Source organism: Streptomyces collinus, assembly GCF_031348265.1.
Lineage (GTDB): Bacteria > Actinomycetota > Actinomycetes > Streptomycetales > Streptomycetaceae > Streptomyces > Streptomyces collinus.
Window position 1 is genome coordinate 6,991,092 of sequence record NZ_CP133771.1, and the last position, 17,158, is coordinate 7,008,249.

Annotated in this window: 14 protein-coding genes; 4 read left to right on the forward strand and 10 right to left on the reverse strand. The window is 70.5% G+C overall.

Annotated features, from left to right (window positions below; genetic code table 11):
- The 8 genes from RFN52_RS31670 to RFN52_RS31705 all read right to left on the reverse strand — a co-directional run bounded on the left by RFN52_RS31670 (position 1) and on the right by RFN52_RS31705 (position 10,293).
- A complete protein-coding gene (locus RFN52_RS31670) occupies positions 1-804 on the reverse strand; it encodes an ABC-2 family transporter protein (RefSeq protein WP_184851332.1) in 804 nt (267 codons plus the stop codon).
- 1 nt (position 805) lies between these two features.
- Positions 806-1,801, reverse strand: coding sequence for an ABC transporter ATP-binding protein (locus RFN52_RS31675; RefSeq protein ID WP_184854097.1), 996 nt, complete (start codon positions 1,799-1,801; stop codon positions 806-808).
- A gap of 125 nt (positions 1,802-1,926) precedes the next feature.
- Positions 1,927-4,800: a glycoside hydrolase family 2 TIM barrel-domain containing protein gene (locus RFN52_RS31680; RefSeq protein ID WP_184851334.1), complete on the reverse strand. Its 2,874-nt coding sequence runs from the start codon at positions 4,798-4,800 to the stop codon at positions 1,927-1,929.
- A 12-nt stretch (positions 4,801-4,812) separates the two neighbouring features.
- Positions 4,813-5,694 carry a carbohydrate ABC transporter permease gene (locus tag RFN52_RS31685; RefSeq protein WP_184851336.1) on the reverse strand — a complete coding sequence of 294 codons (882 nt, stop codon included), beginning with the start codon at positions 5,692-5,694 and terminating at the stop codon, positions 4,813-4,815.
- A complete protein-coding gene (locus tag RFN52_RS31690; protein ID WP_184851338.1) occupies positions 5,691-6,656 on the reverse strand; it encodes a carbohydrate ABC transporter permease in 966 nt (321 codons plus the stop codon). Before RFN52_RS31690 ends, RFN52_RS31685 begins: the two co-directional genes overlap by 4 nt.
- A 20-nt stretch (positions 6,657-6,676) precedes the next feature.
- Positions 6,677-7,939 (reverse strand): ABC transporter substrate-binding protein, encoded by a 1,263-nt coding sequence (locus tag RFN52_RS31695; RefSeq protein WP_184851340.1) that lies wholly within the window; start codon positions 7,937-7,939, stop codon positions 6,677-6,679.
- 231 nt (positions 7,940-8,170) lie between these two features.
- On the reverse strand, positions 8,171-9,418 hold the full coding sequence (locus tag RFN52_RS31700) for an ROK family transcriptional regulator (protein WP_184851342.1): 1,248 nt from the start codon (positions 9,416-9,418) through the stop codon (positions 8,171-8,173).
- Positions 9,419-9,588: 170 nt separating this feature from the next.
- A complete protein-coding gene (locus RFN52_RS31705; protein WP_311241092.1) occupies positions 9,589-10,293 on the reverse strand; it encodes an ANTAR domain-containing protein in 705 nt (234 codons plus the stop codon).
- A 227-nt stretch (positions 10,294-10,520) separates the two neighbouring features.
- Here RFN52_RS31705 and RFN52_RS31710 point away from each other — a divergent pair, with 227 nt between their 5' ends.
- Positions 10,521-10,859 (forward strand): helix-turn-helix transcriptional regulator, encoded by a 339-nt coding sequence (locus RFN52_RS31710; protein ID WP_184851346.1) that lies wholly within the window; start codon positions 10,521-10,523, stop codon positions 10,857-10,859.
- A 32-nt stretch (positions 10,860-10,891) separates the two neighbouring features.
- Here RFN52_RS31710 and RFN52_RS31715 read toward each other — a convergent pair whose 3' ends face one another.
- Entirely contained in the window at positions 10,892-12,148 is a 1,257-nt protein-coding gene (locus RFN52_RS31715; RefSeq protein WP_184851348.1) for a D-arabinono-1,4-lactone oxidase, read from the reverse strand.
- A gap of 256 nt (positions 12,149-12,404) precedes the next feature.
- Here RFN52_RS31715 and RFN52_RS31720 point away from each other — a divergent pair, with 256 nt between their 5' ends.
- The 3 genes from RFN52_RS31720 (at position 12,405) to RFN52_RS31730 (ending at position 16,589) form a co-directional block, all read left to right on the forward strand.
- Positions 12,405-13,412, forward strand: coding sequence for a hydroxyacid dehydrogenase (locus tag RFN52_RS31720; RefSeq protein ID WP_184851350.1), 1,008 nt, complete (start codon positions 12,405-12,407; stop codon positions 13,410-13,412).
- 127 nt (positions 13,413-13,539) lie between these two features.
- Positions 13,540-14,859, forward strand: a complete 1,320-nt coding sequence (locus RFN52_RS31725; RefSeq protein ID WP_184851352.1) for a radical SAM protein — start codon at positions 13,540-13,542, stop codon at positions 14,857-14,859.
- A 236-nt stretch (positions 14,860-15,095) separates the two neighbouring features.
- A complete protein-coding gene (locus RFN52_RS31730) occupies positions 15,096-16,589 on the forward strand; it encodes a cellulose-binding domain-containing protein (RefSeq protein ID WP_184851354.1) in 1,494 nt (497 codons plus the stop codon).
- Between the two features lie 9 nt (positions 16,590-16,598).
- Here RFN52_RS31730 and RFN52_RS31735 read toward each other — a convergent pair whose 3' ends face one another.
- Positions 16,599-17,000 (reverse strand): DUF4234 domain-containing protein, encoded by a 402-nt coding sequence (locus tag RFN52_RS31735; RefSeq protein ID WP_184851356.1) that lies wholly within the window; start codon positions 16,998-17,000, stop codon positions 16,599-16,601.
- Positions 17,001-17,158 lie beyond the last annotated feature (158 nt).

The window sequence follows — 17,158 nt, forward strand, 5'->3', positions numbered from 1 at the left end:
TCAGCCTCCCTGCGAGATCACGCGCCGGGCGGCCCGCCGCCACAGCAACCGGGTGAACAACGCCAGCACCACGACCCACGCGGCCTGCACGGACAGCTGGAACGCCGCGTCGGACAGCGGAATGCGCCCCACGTACAGCGACAGCGGCACGCTCAGCGTGGCCTGGAAGGGGAGGAAGGCGCTCATCGTCACGAACCAGTCCGGGAAGAACCACAGCGGCGCGTACACCCCGGACAGCAGGTTCTGCGCGAACATCAGGATCAGCATGGCCGCGGTGTTGCGGACCGTCCAGAAGCACAACTGGTCCAGCACCAGCATGACGTAGTACAGGACCCACTGGCCCAGCAGCATGCTGAGCACGAACACCCCGGCCGCGGCGGCCGAGGCGGGCGGTTCGACGACGCCCAGGGCCAGGCAGATCACGTACCCGGTCAGCGCCCACGCCAGCCCGTACAGCTGCTCTCCGGCGGCCCGCAGGGCGTAGTAGCGCTGCGGCGGCAGCGGCCTCAGGTACCAGTAGACGATGGTGCCGAAGTGCATGTGCTGCAGGACCGTGTCCCGGCCCGCGTACTGGTCCAGCTCCCGCAGCCGGGACGCCAGCACGGCCAGCACGGCGTACGTGACCGCCTGGTCGCGGCTCAGCCCCGCGGTCGTTCCGGTCTGCGCGTACAGGCCCCGCCACAGCGACCAGACCAGCACCACCTGCACGGCCAGCCGCAGCGCGACGGCGGTCATCCGGGGCGGTGCGTTCAGCTCGCCGAGCGGGGTGACCCGGGCGGCGCGCCAGGCATGGAGCACGGCCATGTCAGACCTCCCCGGCGTGCGCGTACGCGGCCCGCATCACGTCCTCCAGGTCCGCCTCGTCCAGGGCGATGTCCGTCACCTCGAACCGTTCGATCACCGCCTTCAGCGCCTGCTGGACGGTGAGCGCGGCGGGCCCGTCGGGACCGAACACGACCTGCGCGCCCGCGTGCCGCAGCAGCGCGGTGCCCGGCGGCGGTACGACCTCGGCGTGCGGATCGGCCAGCGTGGCCCGCACCTGCCACGTCGAGCCGAACTTCCGGCGGATCTCGTCGAGCGAGCCGTCCAGCATCAGCCGGCCGTGGTTGACCAGCACGACCCGCTCGGCGAGCCGCTCGACCTCCGTCATGTCGTGCGTGGTCAGCAGTACCGTACGGCCGCGCTGCTCCACCTGGTGCCGCAGGAACTCCCGCACCTGCTCCTTGACCACCACGTCCATGCCGATGGTCGGCTCGTCGAGGAACACCACAGGCGGGTCGTGCAGCAGGGCGGCGGCCAGGTCGCTGCGCACCCGCTGGCCGAGCGAGAGATGACGGACCCGGGTGTCCCAGAACGACGACAGCTCCAGGATGTCGTCGAACTCCTTGAGCCGGGCGGCGTGTTCGGCCCTCGGTACCTCGTAGATGTCTCGCAGGATCGCGAACGACTCGCGCACCGGCAGGTCCCACCACAACTGGGTGCGCTGCCCGAACACCGCCCCGACGTTGCGGGCGTTGCGCTCCCGCTCCCGGTACGGCACCACGCCCGCGACGCGGGCCTCGCCGGAGGTGGGGGTGAGGATGCCGGTGAGGATCTTGATGGTGGTGGACTTGCCGGCGCCGTTCGGCCCGAGCAGGGCGAGGAGTTCACCCGCGGCCACGTCGAAGGTGACGTCGGAGACGGCGTGCTTGGCCACCCGCTCGGGGTTGACCAGGGACCGGACGGCGCCCGCGAAGCCGGGGCGGCGGACGGTGGTGTGGAAGGTACGGGACAGTCCTCGGACCTCGATGGCGACACTCAACTGACCCACCAACTCCCTTGCGGTGAACGCAGCAGCGGCCGGTCGGCGCGAGGGCCGACCGGCCGCGGACGACATCCCGACACTCTCGGAATGTCGATCAATCGGTCAATCGATTAATCAGCTTCTTACCTGGTGGTCGAGAACACGAACGAGAACTCCACCGGCTCCGCCTTCAGGAAGTACTGCGGCAGCGGGCCCGGGCCGCAGGACTGCGAGCCGACACCGTGCAGCCCGTGGTCGAGGTTGACCCACACCGTGTCGCCGGCCGCGAGGTCGGTCCGGTGCCGGGCGGCGTCCAGCTGCTCGGTCGTCCAGCGCCGCGCCGTGAACCAGAACTCCGGGTCGCCCTCGATCCGGAGACCGCCGAGCTCCACCCACCGGACGTCGGCGCGGGCGCCGTTCTCCTGCGGGCGGACGTACGGCGTCTGCAGCCGGTCCACCGTCGATTGCCAGCGGCCCACCATGGACGCCGTCCTGCTGTCCGGGTACGCCTCGCCGGGACCGCCGCCGAACCACTCCACCCGGTCCGCCTCCGGCAGCCCGAAGCGGACGCCGAGCCGCGGCAGCGGCACCGTCCAGTCGCCCTCCGGCGTCACGGACACGGACAGCCGCAGCCGCTCGCCGTCGGACGTCCAGCGGTACACCGTGTCCAGGCCCACTTCGCGGGCTGCGGGCGCCACCCGGGTCCGCACCGTCAGCGCGTCGTCGCCGGCCTCGACCGAGACCAGGCGGTGCCGCATCCGGTGCAGGCCGAGCGTGCGCCACAGCATCCCGTAGCGGGTGTCCGTCTGCCACTCGGCACCGTCGTCGTTGTCGGTCGGCGCCCGCCACACGTCCAGCCGCGGCGTCGCGCCGACCTCCACCCCGCCGATCGAGAGCAGCGCACCGGTGCGGGCGTCGAACCCGGCCGGGCCCAGCGTGATCCGGCCCTCCTCGACCACGGGCCGGTCGGTCGCCGGGAACGACGGCAGTGGCCGCGCCCCCACCGCGAACTGGCCCCAGGCCACGACGTGGCCCTTCGCGGCCCAGGACGTGTCGTTCGCGAGCAGCGCCCGCACCGTCCACTGGCGTTCGCCGCCCCGGCCGTCCGCGGGCGGCTCCGGCAGCTTGACCTCGGCGCTCTCGCCCGGCGCGAGCGCCGGCACCGCGAGCGAACCCGACTCGACGGTCTCGCCGTCCACCTGGCACGACCACTCGAAGGCCAGCGCCGACAGATCGGCGAAGTCCTGCTTGTTGGTGACGTGCACGATGCCGTTGGCGCCGTCGCCCTCGATGCGGACCGGCTCGATGACCTTCTTGTACTCGATCAGGCCCGGCGACGGCGTCCGGTCCGGGAAGACCAGCCCGTCGCACACGAAGTTGCCGTCGTGCAGCTCCTCGCCGAAGTCACCGCCGTAGGCGTAGCCCAGCTCGGCGTGCTTGACGCCGTGGTCGATCCACTCCCAGATGAACCCGCCCTGCAGCCGGTCGTACTTCTCGAACAGCTCCTGGTAGTCGGCGAGCCCGCCGGGGCCGTTGCCCATGGCGTGCGCGTACTCGCACTGGATGAACGGCAGCTCGCGGCGCTTGTGGGTGCCGCCGTCGAGCTGCTGCCCGATCTTCTCGACCTCGTCGTGGAAGGCGTACATCCGCGAGTACACGTCCGTGTCGCGGCAGTTCCAGTCGCCCTCGTAGTGCACCAGCCGCTCGGGGTCGCGGCCGTGGATCCACTCGGCCATGGCGGTCAGACCGCGGCCGGTGCCGGCCTCGTTGCCCAGCGACCAGAACACGATCGACGGGTGGTTCTTGTCCCGCTCGACCATGCGCGCGGCGCGGTCCAGCAGGGCCGGGGTCCAGCGGTCGTCGTCGACCGGGTTGTCCCGCCAGTCCTGCTCGGTGAAGCCGTGGGTCTCCAGGTCGCACTCGTCGATGACCCACAGGCCGTACTCGTCGCACAGGTCCAGGAAGGCCGGGTGCGGCGGGTAGTGCGAGGTGCGCACGGCGTTGAGGTTGTGCCGCTTCATCAGCAGCACGTCCTCGCGCATGGTCTCCAGGTCGAGCGCGCGGCCCCGCTCGGGGTGCCACTCGTGCCGGTTGACGCCCTTGAAGAGGACGGCCGTGCCGTTGACCTTGACGAGCCCGTCCTCCAGGACGACCGTCCGGAAACCGATCCGCAGCGGCACCCGCTCCCCGTCCGTGGCCAGCACACCGTCGTACAGCTTCGGCGTCTCGGCCGTCCAGGGCTCCACGGCCACCGTGACCGGCTCGCCGGTCGCGACATCGATGTCCAGGGCCGGGACGAGCACCCGCCCGTCGACGCCGGAGTCGACGCGCAGGGTGCCCTCGCCGGTGGTGTGGTCGTAGGAGGCGTGGACGAAGAAGTCGGCGACGCTGCCCGCCGGGCGGTGCAGCAGCGTCACGTCACGGAAGATGCCCGGCAGCCACCACTGGTCCTGGTCTTCCAGGTACGACCCCGCCGACCACTGGTGCACGCGCACCGCGAGCACGTTGCTCCCCGGCTTCAGCAGCTCACCGACCGCGAACTCGTGCGCCAGACGTGAGCCCTTGAACTCGCCGAGCTCGGTGCCGTTCAGCCAGACGCGGGCGCAGGACTCGACCCCGTCGAAGCGCAGCACCGCCCCGCCGTCCGACGGCCAGTCGGACGGCAGATCGAAGACGCGCAGGTGGTCGCCGGTCGGGTTCTCCGTCGGGACGTACGGCGGGTCCACCGGGAAGGGGTACAGGTGGTTGGTGTAGATCGGGGAGCCGAACGCCCCGTCGCCCTGGAGGACCCAGTGCCCGGGGACCGTGACCTCGGCCCAGTTCCCGGCGTCGTAGCCCTCTTCGGCGAACGAGTCGTCCTCGGCGCCGGCCGTCGCGGACAGCCGGAAGCGCCAGCTGCCGTTCAGCGACAGGGACCGCGCGTCCGAGGACGCGTACCAGGCACGGGGCGGCAGGGCACCGCTGCCCGGGGAGACGTCCTCGACGTAGTCGACGGATGGGGTCGTGCGGAAAGACATCGGTCTCCTAGCTCAGCCCTTGATGCCGGTCTGTGCGATCCCCTGCACCAGCCAGCGCTGGAGGAAGAGGAAGACGAAGATCAGGGGCAGGATCGAGATGGCGGTGGCCATGAAGATCAGGTGGTAGTTGACGGTCTGGTTCGTCATATACGACGACAGCGCCACCTGGACTGTCCAGGCACTCGGATCCTGTCCGATGACCAGGGGCCACAGGAAGGCGTTCCAGCCGTTGATGAAGGTGATCGTGGCGATGGCCGCGAAGAAGTTCAGCGAGTTCGGCACGACGATCCGCCAGTACGCGCCCCAGTAGCCGAGCCCGTCCACGCGCGCCGCCTCCTCCAGCTCCTTCGGGAATCCGAGGAAGTACTGCCGGAACAGGAAGCACGTGAAACCACTGAAGAGGCCCGGGATGATCAGACCCCGGTAACTGTCCACCCAGCCGAGGGACGAGACCAGAACGAAGCTCGGCACGAACGTGACGGCCGTGGGAACCATCAGGGTCACGAGAACGGCGTAGAACACCTTGTTCGCGTGCTTGAACGGGATCCGGGCGAGGCCGTACCCGGCCATCGAGCAGATCAGCAGAATGCCCGAGGTGTGCAGGACGGCGACGACGACCGAGTTCCACAGGGACCTGGCGAAGTCGACGGTGACGTCGTCGAACGGCTCGCTGAAGTTGCCCCACTGGATGGAGGCGGGGAACCACTTCCACTCCTCACCAGTGATCTCCTGGTCCGTCATCAGCGCGTTGCGGACGATCAGGTAGAAGGGGATCAGGAAGAGAAGGCCCGCGACGCCGGTCGCGATGTACAGGCCGGTGTTGCCGATGACGCCGCCGCGCTTCGCCTTGCCCGGCTTGGCGGTCTTCCTGACGTCGGGTGCTGTGGTGGTCACTTGGTCTCCTCACCCCTTCCGAAGCCCATGATCTTGCCCTGGAGCAGCGTGACGACGCAGATGAGCAGGGTCAGGACGACCGCGCCCGCGCTGCCCGCGCCGTAGTTCTGGTTCTGGCCGAGGGCCATCTTGTAGAGCTCGACCAGTGGGGGCTGGCCCCAGGTGGCCTTGCCGAGAAGGTTGAAGAACTCGTCGAAGGCCTGGTAGGCGGCGACCAGCAGGAGCAGGATCACCGCCGTGGACGTGGCCCGCAGCTGCGGCAGCGTGATGTGCCGGAAGGTCTGCCAGCCCGGCTTGGCGCCGTCGATGGAGGCGGCCTCGTACAGCTCCCGCGGGATGTTCTGCAGCGCCGCGATGAAAAGGATCATGTAGAAACCCGACTGCAGCCAGAGGCGGACGGTCACGATGACCAGCCAGTACCAGGGCGGGTCGGGGTTGGCCAGCCAGGCGACGTTGTCGATGCCGAACCAGCCGATGACGGTGTTGGCCAGGCCGAAGCGGACGCCGTTGAAGATGGACATCTTCCAGATCAGTGCGGCGGCGACATAGCTGACGGCGGTCGGGATGAAGAACACCGACCGGAAGAACGCACGCATGAACCGCAGCCGGTTGACCAGCAGGGCCAGCCCCAGCGAGAGGGCCCAGGTGGCGGGCACGATGAACGCGGCGAACACGGTGAACGTGACGAGGGAGTTCCGGAAGTTCGTGTCCGTCAGGATCTGCTGGTAGTTGTCGAACCCGACGAACTCGCTCGGCGTGACCGTGAAGCGCGCCTCGAAGAAGCTGAGCCAGATGCTCCAGCCGATGGGCACGAAGACGAAGATGACCAGGCCGAGCAGGAACGGACCGGTGAAGAGCCAGAAGTTGAAGGTGCTGTTCGCCCTCAGGCCCCGCCGCGGCCGAGGCTTGGAGACCTTGGCCGGGGCGGGCTGGGCGACCCCGCGCGTGGTGGTGGTCGACATGTCGAGATCCGTCCGGTGGTCTATCCGAAGAGCTTCTTGAGTTCGGCGTCGACCTTCTTCTCACAGGCGTCGAGCGCGGCCTTCGGGTCGCCGTTCTTGCGGACGGTGTTGGCGATCACGTCCCAGAACGCGGCGATCATGGCCTGCGTCCAGCCGATGTTGTCGAAGTGGCCGAACTCGTTGAAGAGCTTGACGCCCTCGGCCGGCAGACCGGACTTCAGCTTGGTCGCGGACTGGGCGAGCGAGGTGCGCGGCGGGATGTGGAAGCCGTAGGAGGTGGCGAAGTCCTCCTGGTACTTCTTCTGGTCGATCCACAGCCACTTGACGTATTCCTTGGCCGCGTCGACGTTCTTGCCCTTGGCGTTGACGAACATGGACCAGCCGCCGTTGTAGACCGACTGCTTGCCGGCCGAGCCGACCTTCGGGAACGGGAAGATGCCGATGTCGTCGCCGAGCGCCTTCTGCATGGCCGGCATGGCCCACATGCCGCACCACTGCATGGCGGTGAGGCCCTGGATGAGGGCCGACGGGTCCCACGAGTCGGCGGGGGCGTCGAGGAGCAGGTTGCCGCTGGTGAAGAGCCCACGGAGCTGCTTGAGGCCCTCGGCGACGGCGTCGGTGTTGAAGGCGGGCTTGTTGTCCGCGGTGAGCGTGTCGGCGCCGGCCGACCAGATCAGCGGACGGTCGATCGAGGTCAGGTCGTTGCCGAGGAAGAGGCCCTTGACCTTGCTGGTGGTCAGCTTGTCGGCGGCCTCGATCAGCTCTTCCAGCGTGGTCGGGACCTCGATCTTCGCCTTCTCGAACAGCGAGGGCCGGTAGAAGAGGAACTGCGGGTCGTCGATCATCCGGACGCCGTATATCTTGCCGTCGACCGTGTGGGACTTGATGTCGGCCGGGTTGAAGTCGTCCTTGACCGGATCGATGATGTCGCTCAGGTCGGCCACCTGACCGCTCTTGACCATCTGGATCTGCGGGTGGAACTCGAAGACGTCCGGCGCGTTCTTGGTGAGCAGCGCGGCGAACAGCTTCTGCTCGTAGTTGTTGCCGGTGATCCACTGCGTGGTGACGTTGGCGTCCTTGTAGTCCTTCGCGTACCGCTTCACAGCCTGCTCGACGCCGGCCTCGCCGTACGCGTGGAAGTACTGGACGAGGCCGTCGCCCGAACCTCCGCTGCCCCGGCCGGTGTTGCTGCCGCACGCGGCGAGTCCGCCCGCGGCGGCCAGGCCCATCGCGGCCCGCAGTACGTTTCGGCGGTCCCAGTTCATGTTGCTCGATGCCGACATGCTGACGTCCTTGTCTCGAGTGCGGCTGCGGCTCTGCGGCTCACTGCCTGATGGCTCACGGCCCGGGGGCTCGCGCCAGATGGCTCAAAGAGAGGTGCGGTGCGGGACGCTAGAGCTTCGGCTAAGGCTTCGGCAAGGGGTTGGACGAAGTCTGTACGAAGCGTTGTGTCCGGTTCGCAATTTCGAACACGTGCGGGGTGTGGAGGAGTTGGTTCCGCCGCCGCGAGGTCGCTACGACGGTGGGGTGGTGGTGCGGCTCCTCACGGGTGCGGCGCGTTTGCCGTTCTTCTGCCCGACGGCCTGGAGAGCGCCTTCCAGCGCGAACGTCGCCGCGCCCAGGCACACCGGGTCGGTGGGGATCGGGGAGAGGACGATCTCGGTGGCGGCCAGCGGCCGCGGCAGCGCGTGCCGGGTCACGGCCTCGCGCACCTCGTGCAGCAGCGGTTCGCCCAGGGTGCGGGCGACCCAGCTGCTCAGCACGACGATCTCGGGGTTGAACAGGTTCACCAGGTCCGCGACACCGGCGCCCAGGTAGCGGGCGGTCTCATGGACGGCCCGGCGTGCCACCGGGTCGTCCGCCGCGACCCCGCGGGCCAGGGCGTTGATCGTCGCCGTCTGGTCGTCCGGGTGCAGCAGCTCGCTGTCGGGGCCGATCTCCCGCAGGTTCAGCATGATGCCGCGCGCGCCCACGTACGTCTCGACGCAGCCGTGGTTGCCGCAGCGGCACAGGCGCCCGTCCAGCACCATCGTGGTGTGGCCCCACTCGCCGGCGCTGTTGCTGACACCCCGGTGCAGCCCGCCGCCCAGGACGAGTCCGGCGCCCACGCCGGTCCCGAGGTTGACCACCACGGCGTCCCCGCGTCCGCGCGCGGCCCCGAACCACAGCTCGGCGACCGCGCTGGCGCGCAGCGGATTGTCCAGGTAGAGCGGGTAGGCGATGTGCTCGGTGAGCAGGTCGAGGAGCGGTACGTCGTGCCAGTCCCAGTTGGGCGCGTACTCCGAGATGCCGGTCGCGCGGTCCACCTGCCCCGGCACGCTCACGCCGACCCCGAGCACCCGGGCGCCCTCGATGCCGGCCTGCATGACCACCGATCCGACGGCCGTGGCCACATGGCCCACCACCTGCTCGGGCAGGCTTTCGCTGGGCCGGACGTCCTCCTCGGCGCGGGCCAGCACGTTCAGCCCGAGGTCGAACAGCTCGACATGGACGTACGTCTCGGCGATGTCGACGCCGATCAGAGCGCCGCCCGAGGAGTTGACCGCGACCAGGCCCCGGGGGCGCCCGCCCGCCGAGTCCTCGAAGCCGACCTCGGTGATCATGCGGAGGTCGAGCAGCTCGCCGACGAGTGTGGCCACCGTCGCGAGGCTGAGGCCCGTGGCCGCTGCCAGCTCCTGCCGGGAGGTCGGTGACTCCGCGATGATCTGGCGCAGCACCTCGTAGCGGTTCGCGGTGCGGATGTCACGTGATGTGCGCTTCACCGGGGTGCCCCATTCCTTCCCAGACCGGCCGGGCCGGGTCGACGTCGGCACCGGCGCGGCGCAAGGCTATGGGCTGCCGGGACTTTCGACAAGGGGTTTGGAAAGGGGCTTTATAAAGTGCTCGCCCGGGGAGGAGCGGGGGTGGCCGGGCATGGCCTGCTCATGATGCCTCAGGCCGGGTGCGCCGGCCCACCGGTGGGCCGGTCCCGGTCCTCGACGAGGCCGCCCGTCGGGCAGGCGGCCACCCCGCCCGGGCGGTTCGCGCCGGCGACCGCGGCGGACAGCTGTCGCTGCACCTGCTCCGGCAGGGTGCTGCCGCTCACGGTGCCCACCAGGTCCTGGGCCAGGTGGTGCAGCTTGGTGTTGGTGTTCTGCGAGGTCCTGACCAGCACGCTCCAGGCCGCCTCGGGGGTCAGGTTGAAGGAGGCCATCAGGATGCCGCGGGCCAGGTCGATGGCGGGCCGGGTCTGCATGGCGCGGCGCAGCTGGGCGACTTCGGCGCGGAGTTCCTGGCTGCTCTCCTCCGGGGGGCCGGTGTCGGGCGGGCCCGGGGGCGCGGGGGGCTCCGGCCGGGCGGAGGCCGTGAACAGCCCCCGCGTGCCGGTCAGGTCGAGAAGGCGCTCGACCGCGACGCCGCAGGACCGGATGGTGACCGTCTTGCCCTGGTCGACCGCGCGGGTGCGTAGATCGAGCAGCGCGTTGAGGCCGGAGCAGTCGCAGAACCCGACGGCGTCCAGACGCAGGTCGAGGCCCCCGCCCGACAGGGTGAGCATGTCGTACAGCTCGGGCAGCAAGCGCCGGCTGCCCAGGTCGAGTTCACCCCACATCGACACGGTCATGCGGTCGCCGTCCGGGACGACGTCCATGGTCGCCATGCAGGGCGGGATCGCCGCCGGTGCGCTGTCGCCCGCCGCGGGAACGGCGCCCTTCCGCGTGTGAGACCGCGCAGAGTACGCAGGCTCCGGCATGGCCCTGTTCTCCCTCGCTCTTCCGCCTTGCCTCCGTTTCCAGCGTTGCGTCTCTACCCCACACACGTCAACCGATACATGAAACGAAGTACGTGTTTTTGGGTGCATGAATGTTCGGTCGCTAGAGTTGGGGCATGGATGGAGTGCCCGAGCCACACAGCGGATGGACGTTCCTCACGAACCACGCCCGCGTGCTGGCCACCATTGCCGACGATCACAGTGTTCGTATCCGGGACATCGCGGCCCACTGCCGGCTCACCGAGCGGGCGGTGCAGAAGATCATCGCCGACCTGGAGCAGGACGGATACCTCTCCCACACCCGGGAGGGGCGCAGCAACACGTACCGGATCGACCCCGGCAAGGTACTGCGCCACCCGGCCGAGGCGGGTCTGACCGTGGCCTCGCTGCTCTCCCTGCTCGTCCAGGCCGAGGCCGACCGCGCGCCGGGCGGCCAGTCGCACGCCACGACCTGACCTCCCGGCGGCCCGCCCCGCGCCGACGGCCCCTACGCCGGGGCCAGCACCTCCCGCACGAAGGCGTTGGCGAACTTCCCCTCCGGGTCCAGCTCCAGAGCCAGCCCCCGGAAGTCACCCAGCCGGGGATACAGCCCGCGCAGGACGGGCGCGGGCACCGTGAACACCTTCCCCCAGTGCGGCCGCGCCTCGAAGGGCTCCAGCGCCTCTTCGACCCGCCGGGCCACCGGCAGCACGGCCTGTGCGTCCTCGACCCACGTGAAGTGCACCGCGACGGTGTCGCGCCCGTAGGAGGGACTCAGCCACTGGTCGTCGCCGGCGACCGTACGCACCTCGCAGGTCTGCAGGACGGGGGCGACGGTCTCCCGGATCGCGTCGAGCGCGTGCAGCATTGCCACCGCGTGCCCGCGCGGCAGCAGGTACTCCGACTGCAGCTCCGCCCCGCTGCTCGGGACGAACTCCGCCCGGAAGTGCGGCAGCCGCTGGTGCCACGGCCCCGGCACGCCGAACTGCTCGGTGCAGTTGACCGCGGGCATGCCCGGCACCGGGTGCATCTTCTCCCCGGCGGCAGCGGCCCAGGGGAAGGCGGGCAGCGGCTGGTCGGTGCGCCGCTTGAGCCACACCTGCCGGAAGCCCGGCTCCCGCCAGTCGGTGAACAGGCTGACGCTGTACCCCGTCGCCATCACCGTCTCGAACGCCCCGGAGTCCAGTCCTTCCAGCGGCAGTTCGGTGAACACATGCTGTTCGACCTCGTAGGCCGGCTCCAGGTCCAGGGTGAGCGCGGTGACGACCCCGAGCGCGCCGAGCGACGTGACGGCGCCGCCGAACCGCTCCTCGTCCCGGCCCATGGTCAGCGCCGAGCCGTCGGCCGTGACCAGCTCCAGCTCGCGCACGGACACCGACAGCGGTCCGTTGAGCACCCCCGAGCCGTGCGTGCCGGTCGCGACCGACCCGGCCACCGAGATGTGCGGCAGGGACGCCATGTTGTGCAGCGCGAGTCCCTGCCCGTGCACCTCGCGGGCCAGTTCCGCGTAGCGCACACCGCCGCCGACCCGGACCGTCCGCGCCGCGGTGTCGACGTCCACCTCCGGGGGCAGGCCGGCCAGCGACAGCAGGACGCCCTCGGGGCCCGGTTCGGCGATCTCGTTGAACGAGTGCCCGCTGCCCAGCACCCGCACCCGGTCGCTGTCCCCGACGAGCGCGCGCAGCGCGGCGAGCGAGCCGGGCCGGTGCAGTTCCTTGGCCGCGTAGGTGATGTTGCCCGCCCAGTTGGTCACGGTCTCGTTCATCCACGTCGTCCTTCCCCGAGGCAGCGGGGACCGGGAAGCCCCCGCCGGAACCTACCCCGGCCCCGGTGTCCATTGCCGTCGCCGCCCGGCTCGGCCTACGGTGGGGCACCGTAGAGAGCGGTTTCTGCCGGATCCGCTTCTCCGCATCCGCTTCGCCGTGCCGGCTTCTCCGCGTCCGCTTCGCCGTGCCAGCTTCTCCGCGTCCGCCATTCCGTGTCCGCTTCTCCCGTGTCCGCCGAGCCGGAAGGTCACCTCCTTGAGCCAGCGCCCCCAGGCACTGTTCGCCATGGCCGCCGAGAACGTGCCGCAGGTCTTCCCGCCCGAGGTGCTGGCGCGGCTGCGCACGTCCGTGGACATCGAACCGGACCTCGTGGCCGAGGACTTCACCGACCCGCGCGTCCTCGGCGCGCTGGCCCGGACCGAGATCCTGGTGACCGGCTGGGGGTGCCCCCGGCTCGACGAGAGGGTCCTCGACGCCGCTCCCCGGCTGCGGGCGGTGCTGCACTCGGCCGGATCCGTGAAGTCCTTCGCCACCCACGCCCTCAGCGAGCGCGGCGTCGCCGTCTCCTCGGCGGCCGTCGCCAACGCGCTGCCGGTCGCCGAGTACACCCTCGCCATGATCCTGCTCGCCGGGAAGGACGTCCTCGCCGCCCGCGACCGGATGCGGACCACCCGCGCCTGTGCCGGCTGGGGCGTCATCCCCGGCATCGGCAACTACGGCCGCCGGGTCGGCGTCATCGGCGCCTCCCGCATCGGCCGCCGCGTCCTCGAACTGCTCCGCCCCTTCGACCTGCGGCCCGTCCTCAGCGACCCGTACGTCGACGAACGCCGGGCCGCGGCGCTCGGCGTCCCCCTGCTGCCCCTGGACGAGCTGCTGCGCACGTCCGGCATCGTCACCGTCCACGCCCCCGAGACGCCCGAGACCCACCGCATGATCGGCCGCCGCGAGCTGGCCCTGATGCCCGACGGGGCGGTGCTGATCAACACCGCGCGTGGCGCACTCGTCGACCACGACGCCCTCGTGGCGGAGCTGCGCACCGGGCGCCTGACCGCGATCCTCGACGTCACCGACCCCGAGCCGCTCCCCGCCGACTCGCCCCTCTACGACCTGCCCGGCGCCTTCGTCACCCCGCACCTCGCGGGCTCCCAGGGCAACGAGCTGGCCCGGCTCGGCCTGACGGTCGCCGAGGAGGCGGAACGTTTGCTGGCCGGGGAGGAGCCGGCGTACGCGGTCGACTGGTCGGCGCTGGAACGCGAAGCCTGACCCACGCACCCCCGCCAAACCGCCTCGAACGGGGCATTCCATCGGCTCGGGGGGACCCGGTACCGGCCGCGTACACCGATGGGCATACCGTGAGGAGTCGTACGTCCGAACCGGGAGGAGAGTCGGGATGGGCAGCCGTACCGCGCTGGTCGAGGATCTGATGGAGCGGTTCCCGCACGTGCCGCGGGAGGCCGTCTTCAAGGAGGACCTGCTCCGCGGCGGCGTCGCCTTCGACCCGTCCGCACTCAGCGACAACGAGGGCGGAGAGGTCAAGCCGAAGTCGTACTTCATCTTCTCCTTCGACCACGGCACCCTGCCCGAGCTGGGCGAGGCCGCGTTGCGCCGCCCGCCGGAGGAGATCATCCTCACCGGCGGCCCGTACGACCTGCGCCGCACCGTCGTCTCGGTGCGGGTGAACCCGTCCTCGCCCTACCGCGTCGCGGCGAACGAGGACGGCGTGCTCGGCCTCTACCTCGACGGCAAGCGGATCTCCGACGTCGGCGTGCCGCCGATGCCCGAGTACTACCGGCACACCCTCGCCAGTGGGAAGTCGGTCATGGAGGTCGCCCCGACCATCCAGTGGGGCTACCTGATCTACCTGACCGTCTTCCGGGTCTGCCAGTACTTCGGCGCCAAGGAGGAGTGCCAGTACTGCGACATCAACCACAACTGGCGCCAGCACAAGGCGGCCGGGCGGCCGTACACGGGCGTGAAGGACGTCGACGAGGTCCTGGAGGCGCTGGAGATCATCAACCGGTACGACACCGCGAAGGCGTCGACCGCGTACACGCTCACCGGCGGCGCCATCACCTCCAAGCTGCAGGGCCGCGACGAGGCCGACTTCTACGGCATGTACGCCAAGGCCATCGAGGAGCACTTCCCGGGCCGCTGGATCGGCAAGGTCGTCGCGCAGGCGCTGCCCAAGGACGACGTGCAGCGCTTCAAGGACTACGGCGTGCAGATCTACCACCCCAACTACGAGGTGTGGGACCGCCGCCTGTTCGAGCTGTACTGCCCGGGCAAGGAGCGCTACGTCGGCCGCGACGAGTGGCACAAGCGCATCCTCGACTCGGCCGAGATCTTCGGCGCCCGCAACGTCATCCCCAACTTCGTGGCCGGCGTGGAGATGGCGGCGCCCTCCGGGTTCACGACCGTCGACGAGGCCATCGCGTCCACCACCGAGGGCCTGCGCTTCTTCATGTCGCACGGCATCACGCCCCGCTTCACCACCTGGTGCCCGGAGCCCACGACGCCGCTCGGCAAGGCCAACCCGCAGGGCGCGCCGCTGGAGTACCACATCCGCCTGCTCCAGGCCTACCGGCAGACCATGGAGGACTTCGGCCTCTCCTCGCCCCCCGGCTACGGCCCGCCCGGCGCCGGCAACGCGGTCTTCTCCGTCAGCTCCTTCATGGACAGCCTGCCGGCCGACGAACCCACCGCCGTTTGATAACGGTTCGATGACGTCCTCGCCTCGGGCGGCGGGACGTTGAGTCACAGGGCGGACGTATCCGTACAGCACCGGGAGGCCGGAGCCGTGGGGGTGCGGCCGCCCTGTCCTGATATCTGAACAGGGCGCTTGTCAGTTGTGTGGGAGGCGTGAAAAGCTCTTGCACTGCCGCGAGGTTCCCCCCAACTCCAATGCCGATGTGGTGAGTTGACCTCGCCTGTGGATGCAGGAGACTCATGCCCGACCTGCCTACCCCTCAGGACGCCTCCGAGGCCGCGCTGTTCTCCGAGTGCTGGGACGCGGTCCTCGCGTACGCGGATCTGTGCACGTCCGGTTCCACGGCCGCCGCCCAGCTGGGCCGTGAGGCGTTCGCACACGGCATCCGCGAGGCCCGCGCCGCCGACACCGGCCCGGTCCGCGGCACCGGCCGCCGCCCGGCCCGGCTGCCCCGCATACCCCTGCTGCTGACCTCCGTACGCACCACCGCCGCGGCCTGGGAGGAGGAGGGGCAGGGCCACAAGCTCGACCCCGACCTGCGCCTGTGGCTCAACTCGGACAAGGCCGCCCGCTACACCGGCCCGCCCCTGCAGCGCCCGCTCGCGCTGCGCGGTCTGCGCGACCTCCAGCAGGCGGACGCCGAACTGCTGTGGTTCACCGAGGTGGAGGCGCTGCCGCTGCCCCTGGTCGCCGGCCGCCTGGGCCTCGACCCGGCCGGCGCCGCCGAGGAACTCCAGCAGGTGCGCACCCTGTTCCGGGACCGCTGCCACCGCAACCACCTCGACACGCCGATGGACGCCCGGTGCCGCAGCTACGCCCGGCTGCTGGACGCCGTCACCCGCTCCTCCGCCGCCGAGACCCCCGGCGACCTCTCCCGGCACCTGGCCACCTGCGTGCAGTGCGCCGAGGCCGCCGCCTGCCTGCGCCTGCACGGCGGAGCCCTGCCCCAGGCGCTGGCCGGCGGCGTGATCGGCTGGGGCGGCCTCGCCTACCTGGAGCGCCGCCGCCGGGCCGCCGAGGTGCGGCTCGGCGCCGGCCGCCCCGGCTCCGCGGACAAGGCGGCCGGAGCGCCCGAGGACGGGGAGCAGAAGGCGCGCGTCGCCCGCAACAGCCTCCTCGTCGCCGCGGTCCTGGTCTCCGTGCTGGCCCTCGGCGTCTCGCTGATGCCCTTCGGCTCCGGAGGCGACGACCTCGGCGCGCCCGGTGGCGCCGACCGCCAGCCGGTGGCCGACCCCGCGCCGCCGCTGCCGTCCGCCCCGTCCCTGCCGCCCGCGACCTCGAAGCCGGCCGAGCGGACCACCCAGGGCACGAAGAAGCCGGAGAAGTCCGGCAAGCCGGAGGGAAAGAACCGCCACACCGAACCGCAGGGCACCTCCTCGCCCACCGCCCGGACCGAACCCGGCGAGAGCGCGGACCCCGTCTGCCGGGTCGAGTACGACCTGGTCAACCAGTGGCCCGACGGTTTCCAGGCCACCGTCACCGTCACCAGCGCCGAGTCCCTCGACTCCTGGCGCGTCGCCTGGTCCTTCCGGGACGGCCAGCGGGTCGGCCAGATCTGGGACGCATCCGTCTCCCAGGACGGCTCCCGCGTCACCGCCACCGCCGCCGACTACAACAAGTCGGTCCCCGCGGGCGGCGACCTGGCCTTCGGCTTCATCTCCTCCTGGCGGGGCAAGAACTCACCGCCGTACGACTTCGAGCTGAACGGCCACGCCTGCTCGAAGAGCGGCTGACACCTCGCGTCAGACGGCGAGCGGCACCTGCTCGCCCTCTTCCGCGCCCTGGTACCGGTCCCAGATCTGGTTCAGCTCATGCTGGTAGTAGAGCGGGAACAACACGACCACGATGAAGAGGATGAGGCCGATCCAGGGATTGCAGCTCCGCTGTATCCCGGCCGACTGCTGCATCCGGGCGATCCGCACACCGGTGTTGTAGACCGACACGAAGGGCGGCACGAGCACCAGCCAGCCGACGGTGACGGCCAGCACGGCCAGTGCCGGATTGACCTCGATCCGCGAATCGAATTCCCGGGCCTCGCGGTTCACTTTGTAGTACCAGACCAAGTGGTAGATGCCCAGAGTGATCAGCGGCCAGACCAGCCACACGAGAATGATGTTGCGGGTTTTGCCTGCGCGACCTGACATGCTGCACCTCCCGTCATTCCAGTGCACCACGTCCGGCCACCAGGTGCGCGTCGTGCGCGACGGGCACGGCAGGCCTCCCCGGCGCCCCGCGAGGGCGGGCTTAATTCCGTGGCGCCCGACGGGCGTAGGCCTCTATGGTGGGTGCGCATCGCGCGGCG